Consider the following 16,590-nt stretch of genomic DNA (forward strand, 5'->3'; position numbering starts at 1 on the left):
CGTTCATGGCTTGGCCTCCGCCTGGCCGCTTTCCTTCAAGGCCTTGGTGACCTCCGGTGGCATGTACTTCTCGTCGTGCTTGGCCAGCACCTCGTCGGCCACCACCACGCCGTCGGCGTTGAGCTTGCCCAGCGCCACGATGCCCTGCCCTTCACGGAACAGGTCGGGGAGGATGCCGCGGTAGGTGATCGGCACGGATTTCGCGTAGTCGGTGACCACGAAGCGTACGTCCAGCGAATCGGCCGAGCGCTGCACCGAGCCTTTCTCGACCATGCCGCCGGCACGGATGCGAGTGTCCAGCGGCGCTTCGCCATTGGCGATCTGCGTGGGGGTATAGAACAGGTTGATGTTCTGCTGCAGGGCACTGAGGGCAAAGCCCACGGCCACGCCGACACCGGCCAGCAGGCCGAGGATGATGAACAGGCGTTTCTTGCGCTGCGGATTCACGGTTTGCTCTCCCGGCGCAGACGGCGCGCCTCTTCTTGCAGGTAGCGACGGCGGGCCAGCAGGGGCGCGGCGACATTCAGCGCCAGCACCGCCAGGCAGATGCCGTAGGCCGACCAGACGTACAGGCCATGGTGGCCCATGGCGAGGAAATCATTGAACGAGGCGAAGCTCATCGTGCGGCCTCCCGACCCAGGCTGTTCAACACCTCATCCTTGACCCAACTGGCGCGCGCCTCGCGCTTGAGCACTTCCAGGCGCATGCGCAGCAACAGCACGACGCCGAAGAAACAGTAGAAACCCAGCGCCGTGAGCAGCAGCGGCAGCCACATCTCCACCGGCATCGCCGGCTTTTCGGTGAGGGTGAAGGTGGCGCCCTGGTGCAGGGTGTTCCACCACTCCACCGAGTACTTGATGATCGGGATATTGATCACCCCGACGATGGCCAGCACCGCGCAGGCCTTGGCCGCGCTGTCGCGGTTACTGATGGCCTGGCCCAGGGCGATGATGCCGAAGTAGAGGAACAGCAGGATCAGCATGGAGGTCAGACGTGCATCCCACACCCACCAGCTACCCCAGGTTGGTTTACCCCAGATGGCGCCGGTGACCAGCGCCACCGCGGTCATCCAGGCGCCGATCGGTGCGGCGCACTGCAAAGCGACGTCGGCCAGCTTCATCTTCCACACCAGCCCCACCACCCCGGCCACCGCCAGCAGCACGTAGCAGGACTGCGCCAGCATCGCCGCCGGCACGTGGATATAGATGATGCGGAAGCTGTTGCCCTGCTGGTAGTCCTGGGGGGCGAAGGCCAGGCCCCAGGTGATGCCCACCAGCAGCAGCAGGATGGCGGCAACTGTCAGCCACGGCAGCATGCGGCCGCTGATGGCATAGAACCATTTGGGGGAACCGAGCTTGTGGAACCACGTCCAGCTTATTTTCATCAGGGTACATCCAGGGTCTTGGCCGGGCTGCAATGCCCGGCACTCGTTATTCGCCGACGCTGATCTTCAGGCCGGCGGCGATCGCAAAGGGTGCCAGTGTCACCGCCAGGGCCGTCAGGCTGGCGAGCCAGAGCAGGTGGCCGGTGGCCGGCATATTCTGCAACGCCGCCTGCAACGCACCACTGCCCAGGATCAATACAGGGATATACAACGGCAGAATCAGCAGCGCCAGCAGCAAACCGCCGCGTTTGAGACCGACCGTCAGCGCCGCGCCCACCGCGCCCAGCAGGCTCAGTACCGGGGTACCCAGCAGCAGCGAAGCGAGCAGCACCGGCAGGCAGCTGGCCGGTAAACCCAGCATCAGCGCCAGCAGTGGCGCCAACAATACCAGCGCCAGGCCGGAAAAGATCCAGTGCGCCAGCACCTTGGCCAGCACCAGCAGCGCCAAGGGATGCGGCGACAACACCCACTGCTCCAGCGAGCCATCCTCGAAATCGCTGCGGAACAGCCCGTCCAGCGACAGCAGCACCGCCAGCAAAGCTGCCACCCAGACCAACCCTGGCGACAAGGTTTGCAACAATTGTGTCTCAGGACCGACCGCCAGCGGGAACAGGGCCACGACGATGGCGAAGAACACCAGTGGGTTGGCCAGTTCCGCAGGCCGGCGAAACAACAGGCGCGCTTCGCGGCGCAATAAAAGAAGGAATACGCTCATGCCGCCCATTGCCCCAGGTTCAGTTCGCGATAGCCTGCGGGCTTGCGTTCAAGGGTGTGGTGGGTGGTCAGCACCACGGTGCCACCCTGCTCGCAATGCTTGGCCAGGTGCGCCTCAAGCTGAGCCACGCCTTGCTTGTCGAGGGCAGTGAAGGGTTCATCGAGAATCCACAATGGCGGGCTGTCCAGGTGAAGCCGCGCCAATGCCACGCGGCGCTGCTGGCCGGCGGACAAGGTATGGCATGGGACATCCTCGAAGCCCCGCAGGCCGACGGCCTCCAATGCCTGCCAGATCGTATCGCGACCTGCTGGTTTGTGCAGCGCACAGAGCCAGGCGAGGTTTTCTTCGGCGGTGAGCAGGTCCTTGATCCCAGCGGCGTGGCCAATCCACAGCAGGATGCTGGCCAGGGCATGGCGCTGATCGGCCAGCGGCTGGCCTCCCAGCAGGATCTGCCCGGCGGTGGGTTGCATCAGCCCGGCCAGCAGGCGCAGCAGGCTGGTCTTGCCACTGCCGTTGGGGCCGGCGATCTGCAGCATGTCACCTGGGTGCAGTTCGAAGTGCAGGTGCTCGAACAGCAGTCGCCAGTCGCGCTCGCAGGCCAGGCCCACGGCTTGGAGGTGGAAGGTCACGGTATCGCCTTATTCTGGTTGGATGCCTGTTCGGCGGCGTCTGCTTCGCGGGTAAACCCGCTCCCACAGGGGTTGGCGCGATCCTGTGGGAGCGGGTTTACCCGCGAAGCAGACAACGCTGACGGGAACCCTGTGTCTCAAGTCGCCCCCTACCCTGCCGTTATACTGGGCAGTGGCGGGCGGGCCGCATTATTACATGCGTTACTCCGCTGCCAAGAGGGCTGGCTCGACAGGTTGTATACAATCATGACTGAAATCAATAGTCTCGGCGCACAAACTGCGTTAAGCCCCCAGTCGGCCAAAGCGGCCATGACCGGCGAACTGCTGCGCCTGCTGCAGCCGCAGCCAGGGCTGCTGCCCCCCGGTGAAACGGCGCGTGCCGAGGTGCTGTCGCTGCGCCAGGTCGGCCAGGACTTCCAGATGCTGCTGCGGCTCACCCAGCAGAACGGCAGCCAGACCCAACTCCAGGCCAGCGCCAACCAACCGCTGCCCCAGGGCACCCAGGTCATGGTCACCCAGACCGAGAGCAACCGCCTGGCAGTGCTGGTGCAACAGGCCAACGTCGCCACCCTCACCCGCCTCGACACCACGCAAGTGCCCGTCGGCACGCTGTTGCAGGGCAAAGTGCTCACCAGCCAGGCACTGCCACAAACAGCCGGTGAGCTCGCCAGCTTCCGTTCGCTGGTCAGCCTGCTCAATAGCCGCCAGGCCGGCGCCACCCTGAGCATCGACAGCCCCCGGCCGCTGCCGGTGGGCAGCCTGCTCAGCGCCCTGGTGCAAGGTGACCAATCGCTGCGCTTCGTGCCACTGAGCGGCCGCCAGGACCAGTTGGCCATCGCCCAGCAATTGCAGACGCAACAGGGCCAGCAGGCCTCCCTACCGAGCCTGCTCACTGCCCTGCAACAGCTTGCCAGCAGCCCTGACGTCGGCAGCGAGCTGCGTGCCAGCGCCGAACGGCTGTTGGCCAGCCTGCCCGATGCACGCCAGCTGTCGGACCCGAAAACCCTCGCACAAGCCCTGAACAACAGTGGCAGCTTTCTCGAAGCCAAGCTGCTCGGCGGCCAGGCCAGCAGCACGCCACTCGATCTCAAGGCGCAGCTGGTGAAGTTGATCGCCCAACTGCCCGGCTCGCCAGCCGGCTCCGCCGCCAACCCCGCACTGCTCGCCAGCACCCTGGCCCAGGCCCTGCCAGGCTTCGCCCGCAGCGCCCTGGGCATGCTCGGCCAGGTCAGCCCACGCCCGCAACCGGGGGCGTTCCCGCTGCCCGAACGACTGCTGCAAAGCCTCGAAGACAAAGGCGACCTGCAACAACTGCTGCGCCTGGCCGCTGCCGCCGTGTCACGCCTGCAAAGCCATGCGTTGTCCAGCCTGCAACAAACCGGCACCCTGGAAAACGGCAACCTGCAAACCAGCTGGCAGACTGAAATCCCGGTTCGCCACGGCCAGGAGTTCATCCCCCTGCAGGTCAAGCTGCAACGCGAGGAAACCCCAGAGCAACAGGCCGACCGCGAGCGCGAACAACGCGACCCGCTGGCGGCCCTGTGGCGCATCGAGCTGGCCTTCGACCTGGCGCCACTCGGCCCATTGCAAGTCCAGGCCCAGTTGGCCCAGGGCCGCCTGTCGGGCCAGCTGTGGGCAGAGCATGAACGCACCGCGCAGTTGATCGCCAGCCAGCTCGGCACCCTGCGTGAACGCCTGCTGGACCGCGGCCTGGACGTCGGCGACCTGGAATGCCACCCCGGCAGCCCGCCGCAAGGCCCGCGCACACGCCTGGAACAACGCTGGGTGGACGAAACCGCATGACACAACGAGCACCACGCCAGGCCATCGCCCTGAGCTACGACGGCCAGCAGGCCCCCACCCTCAGCGCCAAGGGCGACGACGAACTGGCCGAAGCCATCCTGGCGCTGGCCCGCGAACATGAAGTACCGATCTACGAGAACGCCGAACTGGTGCGGCTGCTGGCGCGCCTGGAGCTGGGCGAGCAGATCCCCGAAGCGCTGTACCTGACCATCGCCGAAATCATCGCCTTCGCCTGGCAACTGCGCGGCAAGGTGCCAGCGGGCTTCGTCGATACCCCGCCGGGCGAACGGGACATCACCCCCACGCTGCCGGCCTTGCCGCCGCCACCGTAACGTCGCCCCACGCAGGTGGTATTTATCTACAGCAGGCGTACCTGACCAAGCGGCCACACTCGCTGGCTCCGCCAAGCAATCCAGGTACCCCCATGACACTTCATGCACCTTTCGTGGACGAATCCGGCAGCGATTTCGTTCGTAACCTCCTGCGCAACTTCCCGCGCCCCGACCAGTTGGCCCTGGCTGACCTGCATCAGTGGCTGGACAGCCAGCAACCCGGCCTGAACCCCGCCGACCTCGAAGTGGTGACCCTGCACTACCGCTCCCCCGACCCGGCCGAAGCGCACCTGGGCTTCAGCGACATCGCCGTGGTCAGCCAACGCAGCGCGCTGACCCAGGCGGTACTCGACAACTGGCAGGGCGAACTTGCCACAGGCTACCTGGCCCACTTCGGCGACTGGGCCGGCTTGGCGCCCCTCGGCGCGGTACGCCTGGTCGACGCGCTGCCAACACTCGGCAATGCGTTCTACAACGGTGCCCAGTACCTGGTCTTCAATGGCCTCTACCGACGATCCGAGCCGGCCCACTACGGCCCGGACAACCATGTCGGCATTCGCGCCGAGGACTTCCAGGCGTTCGTCTGGAATCTGGATTTCCACAGCCGCTACAGCGCGACGCTGCGCACCTACTGGCAGAACCACCTGGAAGACCACCGCCTGGCCTGCAAGATCAACTTCATCACTGCCTGTAACCGGCAAGTCGTCGAAGGCAGCTTGAGCGAGGCAGGCCGGAGCCTGGCATGGCAGGCCGCAGGGCTCGAGCAGCGCAGCGAACATTTCGTCGCCAGCGCGCTGAATGTCTATGGGTACGCCGCTACCGACCTGCTGTGCCTGCAACGGCGCGACAGCTCGCTCACCGTGCTCTACATCCCCGGCAACTCATCGCCCCTGCACGAGTTCGCCACGGCCAAGGATATGCAGAACTGGTTTGCCAAACAGTGCAAGGATGAGCAAAAACGCGAGGCGCTGCTGCAACACTTCGCCATGGCCGACCGGCCCGACGGCCTCGACTTCAGCGGCGTGGCCACGGCGCTGGCCGGGCTGGCAGCCTACCCACGCAGTTTCGACCTGCCCGCGGACAGGCCCGGCATCACCAACAGCGGCCGCTGGAAGCCGCAGGACTATGTCAACTACAAACCTGCCAAGTACAGCCCGGCGATCAACGGCGACCTGTTCAGCGCCCTGACCCAGCGCCAGAAGCGCCGCAGCCAGGCCGACGCCGACTTCCTGATCACCAGCCGCAGTGATGTCATCAAGGCCGATTGCCGTGGCTACCTCACTTCGGCGATCAACCTGCTCAGCCCGCTGGCGCTGGTCGTGCCCGAGCTGGCGCCGGTGTTCGCCCTCGGCGGGGTGGTGCAGTTCGGCCTGGGGCTGGACCAGGTGATCAATGGCAAGACCCAGCAGCAACGCGCCGCGGGGGTCGAACTGGCATCCTTCGGCCTGCTCAACGCAGCGCCTCTGCTGCTGGAGGGCGTGAGCAAGGCGGCCAACACGTTCCACATCAAGGATGCGCATTTCCGCACGCCAAAGTGGATCAACGGACGCCTCGGCTACCCGCTCAGCCCGATCGACCCGCCCCGGCTGCCGGAGCAGGAGGTTCTGCCCGAGCCAGGGCCTGCCGAGGTGCCACCCGCCGACGACATGCCAGGTGGCAACGTTGCGCAGCAAGAGGTCGCCCCTCACTTTCGCCGTGGCCAGATCAGGGTCGAGCCGCTGGAGGGCGCCGACCCCCAAACCGCCGACACCATTAGTCGCTTCCGCAACTACCAAGGCGAGCGCGATGTACTGACAGGTCGGATGGTCGACGGCTCTACCGACTACCTGTACTACGACCTGGATCGTGACCTGTTCCTTCGCGAGGATGACTTCGAAGACCTCATAGATCGCGCCAGCAACGAGGTGGACGAGCGAGTCAGGCCTATCGACGAGGTCAATACCGCCATCGAGCAGCATGAGGTCGACCGCTTCGTCGCCACTGCCGACGGCCTGGAGCGGCTGCCCAATCGCCCGCGTGCGGTTACCCAGCAGATGCGCCAGCGCACCTTGAAGGCCATGGGGATCGATGTACCGCTACCGATCGAGCTACCGGTTCAGCCCCCAGGGCTGTTGACGCCGATTCCCACGCAGTGCTCGTGCATCTGGGTGGGAGACGCCCAGATCAGTGCCGAACTGCTCGACAACCTTGCCCACAATGCCGCAGCCCTCAAGGGCACGCCGTACGAGTTCAACTTCCGCCTGTTCCTGTCCCGGGCCGACCAGACCGCGTACCTGCGCAACCTGGAAAACTTGGGCAGGATTCCCAGCCTGGACGTGCGCCCGCTGGAAGACCAGGCGTTCTACCAGACGTTCGAGCAAAGCCATTACCACGCGCAGTACCAGAAGGCGCTGCAAGGCGGTAACCCCGCCTCGGCCTGCGACATCCTCAGGTACCGCATGCTTCACCATGAGGGAGGGATCTACCTGGACATCGACGACACCCTGTTGGCCACCAGGCCTGCCGGCGATGTCGGTATCGGCCATGCGACCCTGTCCACCACGCCCGATGGCCTGATACTGCAATCGCCGGCCAGCAACGAACTGCTCGACATGCACCTGCAGTACAACAACAGCGCCATTGGCAGCCATGCCGGCAACCCCACCCTGGATGCGATCTCCGAGGAAATCCACGCCCGCTTCCAGCAACACCCCGACTTCTATTCGACCAGGCCCATCCGCGCCGACGATCCCCTGGGTTTCGACCGCTACTGCGCCCGTCTCAATGAGCTGACGGGGCCGCGCGTGCTGACAGAGGTCATCGAACAACGCCTGCCCACCCTGCACAAGCTGCGCCTGCTTTTCCTGTTGCGTTGCTTGCCATCATTCAACATTGATAGGTTGGCCGACATCGCGGATTACTTCCGTGAGGCGCGCATCCACCTAGCCCTGGACCGAGTGGTCAAGACCGGCTCCAGCCAGTCCTGGATCAATTGATCCTTCGCCATGGCGGGCGCCAGGTGCCCCGCCATGGCAACTCCCTGCCGAGCGGTAGTTGGCTACCGCTCATCCTGCCCCGGCAGCGCGCAACCTCGTGCCTCCCATAAAACCGGAGGTTCCCAATGAGTACCGAGATAGTTGGCCCTGCAAGCGATCAGTTCATCCGCGAACTACTAGGACGCATGCCTCGGCCCGACCACGCCGCCAATGACGCGATTCGCGCCTGGGCCACACGCAACGGACAGGATCTAGACCCCCAGCGCACCTTGGCAGTGACCTTGCACTACACCTATGCGCAGGGGCAAGGTTGGCTGGCCAAGGTCGCCGACAGCCGCAGCATGGGGCAGGCGCTGCTGGAGAACTGGCAGCCTGAAGCCCTCTCGCTCGCGCCGGCGGCCAACCTGGCGTTCGCCGGCAGCACCGGGCTGATCGACATGCTGGGGCTGCGTCCGTGGCAGTTCAGGCACGCCCAGGCCACCTTCCCCAAAGCCTTGAGCGACAACCAGTTCCGCCTGGTCGAAGAGCTGCCCCTGGCAGGCTCCTTCGCCGACATCGACGATCACAACGTGTTCTATGGGTTGTTCAGGCAAAGTGAACCACAGCGTTACGATGCCTCCACCCTGGTACCGCTGGATGCCACGCTCTTTCAGCAGTTCATCTGGGATCTCGACTTCCATGATGTGTTCAAAGGGATGCTCGACACGTTCTGGAACCAGTCGCTGGATGACTACGCCAGCAGCTGTCGCATCGGGTTTCTGGCGGCCTGCAACCGCCAGCGCCTGAACGGCAGCCTGAGCGACGCCGGCCGCCGGCTGGCCTGGCGTGCAGCAGGCATCGAGCAGCCCGGCCCGGCTGGCGGCCTCGCGGCCAATGGCATCGAGGCACGCATGCTCAATGTCTACGGGTACGTGGCCAGCGATATCCTCTGCCTGCGCGATCGACACAGTGGCCTGGCATTGCTGTACATACCCGGCAACGCCAACCCGATCCATGAATTCGCCAGCCACGAGCAGTTGCGCGAATGGCTGGCCAGCCAGTGCAGGGACAGTTCACTGCGTGCATCGCTGCTTGCCCATTTCAAGCTGCAGGACCTCCCTGACGGCTTGACCTACCATGGCCTGGCCGTAGCGCTGAAAGGGCTAGGGAGGTATCCGGACAACCTGCCGCCGACAGTCCTCGGGGGGGTCCCCATTACGCGCGAGCAATGGCCACCGCAGATCTACGTCAACTACCAGGCCGACACGTACAGCCCGCATGTGGGCGACGATCCGTTCCTGGCCATGGCCCTGGCAATGCGCCAACGCAGCCTGGCAGATGCAGACTTTCTGATAACCCGCGACAGTGACGTAGGCAAGGCTCGCTGGCGCGGCTACCTGTACCAGGTTATCAATCTGCTCGCGCCATTGACGCTGCTTGCCCCCGAGCTCATCCCGTTGCTGGCGGTCGGTGGTGCAGCGCAATTCGCGCTGGGCCTGGACCAGGCGATCAACGACAAGGCGCTGGGTGACCGGGTGGGTGGCCTGCTCCAGGCGGGGTTTGGCCTGCTCAATGCCGCGCCAGGTACATACGCACTGGGCAGCCGCGGGGCAACGCTGTTGCGCAGCCTCAGGCCTGGCTTTATCCGACCGATGCCAGTCAATGGTCGACTGGGCTATCCACTCAGCCCGATGAACGCGCCGCATTGGCCAGAGCCAGCAGTCGCCGGTTTTTTCCACTTGCCCGAGCCGATCCTCGCGTTACCCGACGCCCCTGCCGAAACCGCCGAGACGGTACTCAGGACACCGCAGTTCAACGGTCATGAAGACCGGCTGCAGGCCTGCATCGGAGATTATTCCCGAGACTTATCCTACGACTTGCACGCGGATGCCTTCGTGCTGAACCCACCGGCGGAACAGGGCGCCGTGCGCTACATCGCCCAAAGCGGGCCTGTTCCCAGTTCGCCACTGCGAGGCTCCCCTCGTCGGCTGGTCATCGCCCAGGCACCGGACAGGATCGTTAGCATGGCGACTCGCACCAGCACTTTGCGAGCCCTGGGCGTTGACCTCGAACTGCCCGTACGGTTTGAAACAGGTGCCGATACACTTGCCAGCCCGATACCCAAGGTGATCTTCGGCGTCTGGGTCGGCGACAAGCCGATCGACGCGCCATTGCTGGCCAACATGGCAAGCAATGGGCAAAAGTTGAAGGGCAGCCTGTACAACTTTCGACTTTACCTGTCCCGTAGCAACTCCGAGGCCTTCAGCGAAAATCTGGCGGCCCTGGCCACCCATGTGCCGGACTTGGAAGTGCTTGAACTGGAAGCCCAGCCGGCCTTCCAGCGTTTCGCCCAAAGCCGCTACTTCGCACAGTACCGCGCAGCCCTGTATGGCAATGGCGGCGAAGCCTGCAACTTCTCTTCGGCCTCGGACATACTGCGCTACCGCCTGCTGCACGAACATGGCGGCCTGTATATGGACCTGGATGACCGCTTGCTCGCCCTCGGTGAATCCGGCATGGGGGCAAGCGGTGAAGCTATCGACAGTGTCCCGCTGCAAACCACGGCTGATGGCCTGCTGCTGCACCCTCCTCTGTCGAATGAAATGCTGAACATGAACACACAGTTCAATACCAGCATGATTGGCAGCCATGCCGGCAACCCGACCCTCGACGCCATTTCCGAGCTGATGCTGGAGCGCTATACGCAAGCGCCGGATTTCTACCTGAGCAAGCCCAGCCTGGCCACTGATCGCGCGGCATTCTTCGCCTACGCCAACCAACTCAACACACTGACCGGGCCCAAGCTGCTTACCGACGTCGTCGACCAGCGCTTGCCGATGCTGCGCCTGCTGAGGCAAGTCGCCAACCTGGAGGCGCTGCCGCGGATCAACGCCGAAATGTATGTCGACTTCCCGCACTACCAGGCGCTGTGCCGGAAACTGCTACCCCTGAACCGCATTGCCAGTGTCGGTGCCAACCATTCCTGGATGCATACCTGAGTCCAGGAAAACCGTCAGGGTTCGACGACATAGCTGCGGGGGAACGCGACATTACCCTGCGGCTATCTGACTGTCACACCTGACCGGGCGCTGGGTGATACATCATTAACGCTCACCTGCGGGCAGTATCACTCATCGTGGTAGCCCACTATTGCTTCGGACCACCCTGATGAACGCCCCTTACGTCAATGCTACCGGCGTGCGCTACCTGCGTGAGCACCTGAAAGACTTCCCCCGCCCCGACCGCGCTGCGGCCGATGCCATTCGCAACTGGGCGCGCGAGCGCGGCCAAGCCCTGGACCCCGACCGTACCGACGTTGTAGTGCTGCACCATCAATGGCGCCACGGCACTGGTGATGTCGGGGTGGTCGCGCAGCAGATGACCCTCACCCAGGCCGTGCTGGCCAACTGGCAAGGCGAGTCGGCCAGCAACCTGCTCGGCGCCGCCTTCGGCGAGCCCTGGGCCGGCAGCTTCCCGGACAGCCAGCGCATCACCCTGGTCGAGCGCCTCGAGCCGCCGGGCCCACTGCAGAGCGGTACCGGCTATAGCGTCTACAACGGCCTGTTCCGCCAGACCCACCCCGCCGAGTACAGTGCCCGCACCCACGTGCAACTGGCCGCCGAAGATTTCCAACGCTTCATCTGGGACCTCGACTTCCACAGTGCCTACCGCACCATGCTGGACACCTACTGGCGCACCGGCGAGGCCAGCCACCGTCTGGCGGCCAGGATCGCCTTCATCACCGCCTGCAACCGCCAAGTCGCCGAAGGCAGCCTGAGCGACGATGCACGCCGGCTAGCCTGGCGCGCGGCGGGCCTGGAAAGCTCGCCTCGCCCCTTGCACAGGCGTTTTCTGAACATCTATGGATACGTAGCCACCGACCTGCTGCAGATCAGCGACCCAGGCACTGGGCAAACCCTGCTGTACATCCCCGGCAACACCTCACCGCTGCACGCCTTCAGCGATCAGGCCAGCCTGCAGGACTGGGTTGCCCAACAGTGCCGCAACCTGGACACCCGGGCCGCCCTGCAACGGCATTTCGCCCTCGCCGACCTGCCCGACGGCCTGGACTTCAGCGGCCTGAGCACCGCATTGGACGGCCTTGCCGTGTACCCTCGCGCCAACGACCTGCCCAGCAACCGCCCAGGCTTCACCAACGAAGGGGTTTGGCACCCGCACACCTTTATCAACTACAAAACCGCCACGTACAGCCCGTTGCTCGAAGGCGACCTGTTCCAGGCCCTGACTCGACAGCAGCGCACGCGCAGCTACGCAGATGCCGACTACCGCATCACCAGTGACGGTGAGGTAACCAAGGCGCGCTGGCGCGGCTACCTGAATTCGGCGATCAACCTGCTCGCCCCCCTGGCCATCGTGGTACCGGAGCTGGCGCCGATCTTCGCCCTGGGTGGCGTTGCCCAGTTCGGCCTGGGGCTTGATCAGGCCATCAATGCTCACGGCCAGCAGGCGCAGGCCGAAGGCGTGGGCACGGCCACGTTCGGCGTGCTCAACGCCCTGCCGCTGGCGCAGGCCGGCGTATCCAAAGGCGCGGGGCTGTTCCGGATCAAGGCCGACGGTTTCGTCGTGCCCCAGGAGGTCAACGGCAGGCTGGGCTATCCGCTGAGCCCGGTCTCGCCACCGCATCTTCCCTTCGAAGAGGTTGCGCCCTACTTCCACATCCCCGACGCCATCCCGGCGCTGGAGGGCGCCGACGCGGCCACCTACGAAGCAATCGACCGGGTGCCGCGCTACGACGGCACGCCTGATCTGCTGGCAGCCTCGATCGATGGGTATAACGCTGAAGTGGTCTACGACCTGGAAAACGACAGTTTCATCCTCGAGGGCGACCTGAACGAGGTCGAGCCACAACACTACGTGGCGCGCGCCGGCACCCGCGACCTGATGCCGGTCAATGTGCGCAATCGCCTGGTCAGCGATCCGATGCGCATGGCCAGCCTGCGTGCCCTGGGCGTCGACCTGCACCTGCCGGTACTGATACCGGCCACGCCGCTGGCCGGTGCGCGGGCGATACCCAAACAGTTTCTCAGCCTGTGGGTGGGGGACAAGGTGCTCGACGCACAGTTGCTGAGCAACCTGGGCAGCAATGCCGAGCGTCTGGGCGACACTGCGTACAACCTGCGCCTGTGCCTGTCCAGGGCCAATGCTGGTGTCTACAGTGAGAACCTGCGCCTGCTCCAGGTACATGCCCCGGGGGTCGAAGTGCTGCCGCTGGAAGATCAGCCCTGGTTCGCCAGCTTCCGTGACGGCCCGTATCACGCGCAATACCAGGCAGCTATAGAGGGTGGCAACTTTTCATCGGCTTCGGACGTGCTGCGCTACCCCATGCTGCACAGCGAGGGCGGGATCTACATGGATGTCGATGACACCCTGCTGGCCGAGGGGGAGCACCCTTATACGCGCAATGGCCAAGGGCTGGGCAATCCGGGCGAAGCGCTCACCCAGGTCGAGCTGCACACCACCGACGAGGGGCTGCTGCTGTTCCCGCCAATGTCCAATGAAAAGCTGGGCATGAACTGCCAGTTCAACTCCAGCCTGATCGGCAGCCACGCGGGCAACCCGACACTGCTGGCCATTTCCGAGGAGATGCGCGCACGCTACCTGGCCGAACCCGGCTTCTACGACAGCCGGCCGCACCTGCAGGACGACCCTGAGGGCTTCTACCGCTACGCCAGCACATTGAACCGCCTGACCGGTCCAGGCTTGCTCACCGACGTGGTCGATCGGCAGTTACCTGCGTTGGGTATCCTGCGCCAGATCACCAACCTGTACCAGATGCCACGCATCAATGCCTTCCAATACGTGAATCTGGACGCTTACCGGGCGGCTTTGCGCCTGTTGCTGCCATTCAACCGCTTCATCCGCGTGGGTGGCCTGCACTCCTGGGCAAAACCCTGAATCGCAGGCAGTAGAAAGGTGACCAGTGGGGCTGCTACGCAGCCCTTCGCGGCACAAGGCCGCTCCTACACCGACCGTGCAAGCCATCAATTACGGGGCTCACATGGGTACTGTAGGAGCGGCCTTGTGTCGCGAAAAGGCCGCAATGCGGCCCCGGCGATCTTGAGTGAACAGCATTGAGCCTGCGGTCGACGCTGGCTTTCATCACTCGCCGCGATGCAGCTTGCTCATCAACTCGGCCTCGGCCTGGGTCAGGCCACAGGTTTGCGTGAGCTCCTCGACACTGGCGCCCATCCCCACCAGCTTGGCCGCCTGGGTGAAGGTCACGCTGTTGGGGTCGCGCTGCTCCAGTTGCTGGACTTTCTCCGGCAATGGCGCCACCACCGCGCGCAGTTCGTGAATCGCCTCGCCCATGCGCACGGTGCCGTTCTGGTAGTCGTCCAGGCGCTTGGCCAGGTCCTTGATGCGCTGGTCACGCAGCGCGTCGCCCTGGGCCTGCTGGGCGGCCAGCTCGCGCTGGCGCTTGCTGTAGTTGAGGAAGAACCACAGGCTCAGCGCCCACAGCAGCGCGAGGAAGATGACTGCAACCTCGAAAATCAACTCAGATGCTCTCCAGCTCGGACCACTCTTCCTCGGTCATCATCTTGTCCAGCTCGACCAGGATCAGCAGCTCGCCGTTCTTGTTGCACACGCCCTGGATGAACTTGGCCGACTCTTCGTTGCCCACGTTCGGCGCGGTCTCGATCTCCGACTGACGCAGGTAGACCACTTCAGCGACGCTGTCGACGAGGATGCCGACCACCTGCTTGTCCGCCTCGATGATGACGATGCGGGTGTTGTCGGTGACGTCCGAAGGCATCAGGCCGAAGCGCTGGCGGGTGTCGATCACCGTCACCACGTTGCCGCGCAGGTTGATGATGCCCAGCACGTAGCTGGGGGCGCCCGGTACCGGGGCGATCTCGGTGTAGCGCAGGACTTCCTGCACCTGCATCACATTGATGCCGTAGGACTCGTTGTCCAGACGGAAGGTGACCCATTGCAGGATCGGATCTTCGGAACCTTGTGCAGACGACTTCTTCATTCCCCTAGCCCTCTAAACCCGCCGTTGGCGGTGTGCTCTGTGTAGCCGCGGCAGAAGCGGCGTTGATTCAGTTGTGTTTGGTGTTCATCTGCTTGACCGCGCCACTGGCGATCAGCTCGGCCAGCTCGGCAACGTCGAGCAGCGCGCACATGTGTTCGATCACCGTGCCGGCCAGCCACGGGCGCTGCCCGCGCTGGCTGCGCCACTTGATCTCGTTAGGGTCCAGGCGCAGCGAGCGGCTGACCTGGTGTACCGCCAGCCCCCATTCGTAGCCCTGCACCGAAATCACGTATTGCAGGCCCTGGCGGAAATCGTCGCGGTAGCGGTCGGGCATCACCCAGCGCGCCGTGTCGAGCACCTTGAGGTTGCCCGCCTGGCAGCTGAGGATGCCGAGGAACCAGTCTGGCTGGCCGAACAGCGGCGTCAGCTCCTGGCCGGCCAGGGTGTAGATCGAGCCCAGGCACACCAGCGGCACCGCCAGCGTCAGGCCGGCGACATCGAACAGCAGGCATTCGAATGGCTCGGCGGCCCAGGCCGGCCGGCCATCGACCGTGGCCGGCGGCACCGGCGCGGCGGGTGCCGGCAGGTGCACGTCGACCAGCGGCGCCACCGGTTCGTTGGCTTGGACGTCGGTCAGTAGCGGGATGCTGGCCTCGGCCACCACCTCGCTTTCCACCATGCTGACCACTGGTTCGTCCGCCGGTTGCACCGGCGCCAGGACGGTGGGCAGCACCTTGGGCTGCGGCTCGGCGAACGGCCGTGCCGTTGCCGGCGCGGGCTCGGCCTGACGCCGGGCATCGGCGGCCTGCTCTTCGCGCACGGCGGCTTCGAATTCATCACTGGGGGTTTCGCTGATCGGCGCAGCCGGCAGCTCTGGCGGCAGCTCGAACGGCTCGGTGGCTTCCTGCAGCAGCCCGTCGAGGTAGGACTGCAGGGCCATCTGCGGTTTGCTGGCGATAGAACGGGCGTGGTTCATCAGGCCACCTGCAACGCGGAACGGTAGGTGAGCAGGTGCTTGAGCAGTGCCCGATAAGCGATCACACCGCGGCTCTTGCCGTCGAACTGCGAAGGGGTGACACCGTTGCGGCTGGCATCGCGCAAACGCGTGTCCACCGGGATGTAACCTTGCCAGACTTGCTCTGCGTAAGTGTCGCGCAGCACTTTAAGGGTGCCCAGCGAGGCTTGCGTGCGGCGGTCGAACAGGGTCGGGACGATCTGGTACGGCAACGCCTGCTTGCGCGAGCGGTTGACCATGGCCAACGTGCCGACCATGCGCTCCAGGCCCTTGACCGCGAGAAACTCGGTTTGTACCGGGATCACCAACTGTTGGCTGGCGGCCAGGGCATTGACCATCAGCACGCCCAGCAATGGCGGGCTGTCGATCAGGGCGAAGTCGAAGTCCTGCCACAGCTGCGCCAGACTCTTGGCGATCACCAGGCCCAGGCCACTCTGGCCCGGCGACTGGCGCTCCAGCACGGCCAGGGCGGTGCTCGATGGCAGTAGCGAAATGCGCTCGTCGCTGGTAGGCAGCAGCAGCTGGCCCGGCAGCCCTTCGGGCACCGTGCCCTTGTGCAGGAACAGGTCATAGCAGCTGTGCTCCAGCGCGTCGGGGTTGTGCCCGAAGTAGCTGGTCATCGAGCCATGCGGGTCGAGGTCGACCACGACCACGCGCTTGCCCGCCTCGGCCAGCAGGCCGGCCAGGGCGATGGTGGTGGTGGTCTTGCCGACACCACCCTTTTGATTGGCTACTGCCCAGACTCTCATAGGACGAATTCT

14 protein-coding genes are annotated in these 16,590 nt (G+C 64.8%); 5 read left to right on the forward strand and 9 right to left on the reverse strand.

What is annotated here, in order from left to right:
- Nucleotides 1-3: 3 nt before the first annotated feature.
- Genes ccmE through ccmA form a run of 5 tightly spaced genes read right to left on the reverse strand, consistent with a single transcriptional unit; the run spans nucleotide 4 to nucleotide 2,728 of the window.
- Nucleotides 4-447 (reverse strand): cytochrome c maturation protein CcmE, encoded by a 444-nt coding sequence (gene ccmE / locus IX761_RS00810; RefSeq protein WP_194787668.1) that lies wholly within the window; start codon nucleotides 445-447, stop codon nucleotides 4-6.
- Entirely contained in the window at nucleotides 444-620 is a 177-nt protein-coding gene (gene ccmD / locus IX761_RS00815) for a heme exporter protein CcmD (RefSeq protein ID WP_110995283.1), read from the reverse strand. The genes ccmE and ccmD overlap by 4 nt, the downstream gene beginning before the upstream one ends.
- A complete protein-coding gene (locus tag IX761_RS00820) occupies nucleotides 617-1,384 on the reverse strand; it encodes a heme ABC transporter permease (protein ID WP_194787669.1) in 768 nt (255 codons plus the stop codon). Before IX761_RS00820 ends, ccmD begins: the two co-directional genes overlap by 4 nt.
- A 46-nt stretch (nucleotides 1,385-1,430) precedes the next feature.
- Entirely contained in the window at nucleotides 1,431-2,099 is a 669-nt protein-coding gene (gene ccmB / locus IX761_RS00825; RefSeq protein ID WP_110995309.1) for a heme exporter protein CcmB, read from the reverse strand.
- Nucleotides 2,096-2,728, reverse strand: a complete 633-nt coding sequence (gene ccmA / locus IX761_RS00830; RefSeq protein ID WP_194787670.1) for a cytochrome c biogenesis heme-transporting ATPase CcmA — start codon at nucleotides 2,726-2,728, stop codon at nucleotides 2,096-2,098. The genes ccmB and ccmA overlap by 4 nt, the downstream gene beginning before the upstream one ends.
- Nucleotides 2,729-2,974: 246 nt before the next feature.
- Between ccmA and IX761_RS00835 the strand changes: the two genes are divergently transcribed.
- The 5 genes from IX761_RS00835 (at nucleotide 2,975) to IX761_RS00855 (ending at nucleotide 13,733) form a co-directional block, all read left to right on the forward strand.
- Entirely contained in the window at nucleotides 2,975-4,531 is a 1,557-nt protein-coding gene (locus tag IX761_RS00835) for a flagellar hook-length control protein FliK (protein WP_194787671.1), read from the forward strand.
- Nucleotides 4,528-4,863, forward strand: a complete 336-nt coding sequence (locus tag IX761_RS00840; protein WP_194787672.1) for an EscU/YscU/HrcU family type III secretion system export apparatus switch protein — start codon at nucleotides 4,528-4,530, stop codon at nucleotides 4,861-4,863. The genes IX761_RS00835 and IX761_RS00840 overlap by 4 nt, the downstream gene beginning before the upstream one ends.
- 92 nt (nucleotides 4,864-4,955) lie before the next feature.
- The gene (locus IX761_RS00845) at nucleotides 4,956-7,838 is read left to right on the forward strand and encodes a dermonecrotic toxin domain-containing protein (protein ID WP_194787673.1); all 2,883 of its coding nucleotides are present in this window, start codon (nucleotides 4,956-4,958) and stop codon (nucleotides 7,836-7,838) included.
- Nucleotides 7,839-7,963: 125 nt separating this feature from the next.
- Entirely contained in the window at nucleotides 7,964-10,816 is a 2,853-nt protein-coding gene (locus IX761_RS00850) for a dermonecrotic toxin domain-containing protein (protein ID WP_194787674.1), read from the forward strand.
- 169 nt (nucleotides 10,817-10,985) lie between these two features.
- Complete coding sequence (locus IX761_RS00855; RefSeq protein WP_194787675.1) at nucleotides 10,986-13,733, forward strand: dermonecrotic toxin domain-containing protein; 2,748 nt, start codon at nucleotides 10,986-10,988, stop codon at nucleotides 13,731-13,733.
- A 204-nt stretch (nucleotides 13,734-13,937) separates the two neighbouring features.
- Here the strand turns inward: IX761_RS00855 and IX761_RS00860 are convergent, their stop codons facing one another.
- The 4 genes from IX761_RS00860 to IX761_RS00875 all read right to left on the reverse strand — a co-directional run bounded on the left by IX761_RS00860 (nucleotide 13,938) and on the right by IX761_RS00875 (nucleotide 16,578).
- On the reverse strand, nucleotides 13,938-14,333 hold the full coding sequence (locus tag IX761_RS00860; protein WP_194787676.1) for a DUF2802 domain-containing protein: 396 nt from the start codon (nucleotides 14,331-14,333) through the stop codon (nucleotides 13,938-13,940).
- A 1-nt stretch (nucleotide 14,334) separates the two neighbouring features.
- Nucleotides 14,335-14,814 (reverse strand): chemotaxis protein CheW, encoded by a 480-nt coding sequence (locus IX761_RS00865; RefSeq protein ID WP_194787677.1) that lies wholly within the window; start codon nucleotides 14,812-14,814, stop codon nucleotides 14,335-14,337.
- 67 nt (nucleotides 14,815-14,881) lie between these two features.
- Entirely contained in the window at nucleotides 14,882-15,790 is a 909-nt protein-coding gene (locus tag IX761_RS00870; RefSeq protein ID WP_194787678.1) for a CheW domain-containing protein, read from the reverse strand.
- On the reverse strand, nucleotides 15,790-16,578 hold the full coding sequence (locus IX761_RS00875) for a ParA family protein (protein WP_194787679.1): 789 nt from the start codon (nucleotides 16,576-16,578) through the stop codon (nucleotides 15,790-15,792). Before IX761_RS00875 ends, IX761_RS00870 begins: the two co-directional genes overlap by 1 nt.
- Nucleotides 16,579-16,590 lie beyond the last annotated feature (12 nt).

It is taken from the genome of Pseudomonas sp. UFMG81, from assembly GCF_015354575.1.
Taxonomy (GTDB): domain Bacteria; phylum Pseudomonadota; class Gammaproteobacteria; order Pseudomonadales; family Pseudomonadaceae; genus Aquipseudomonas.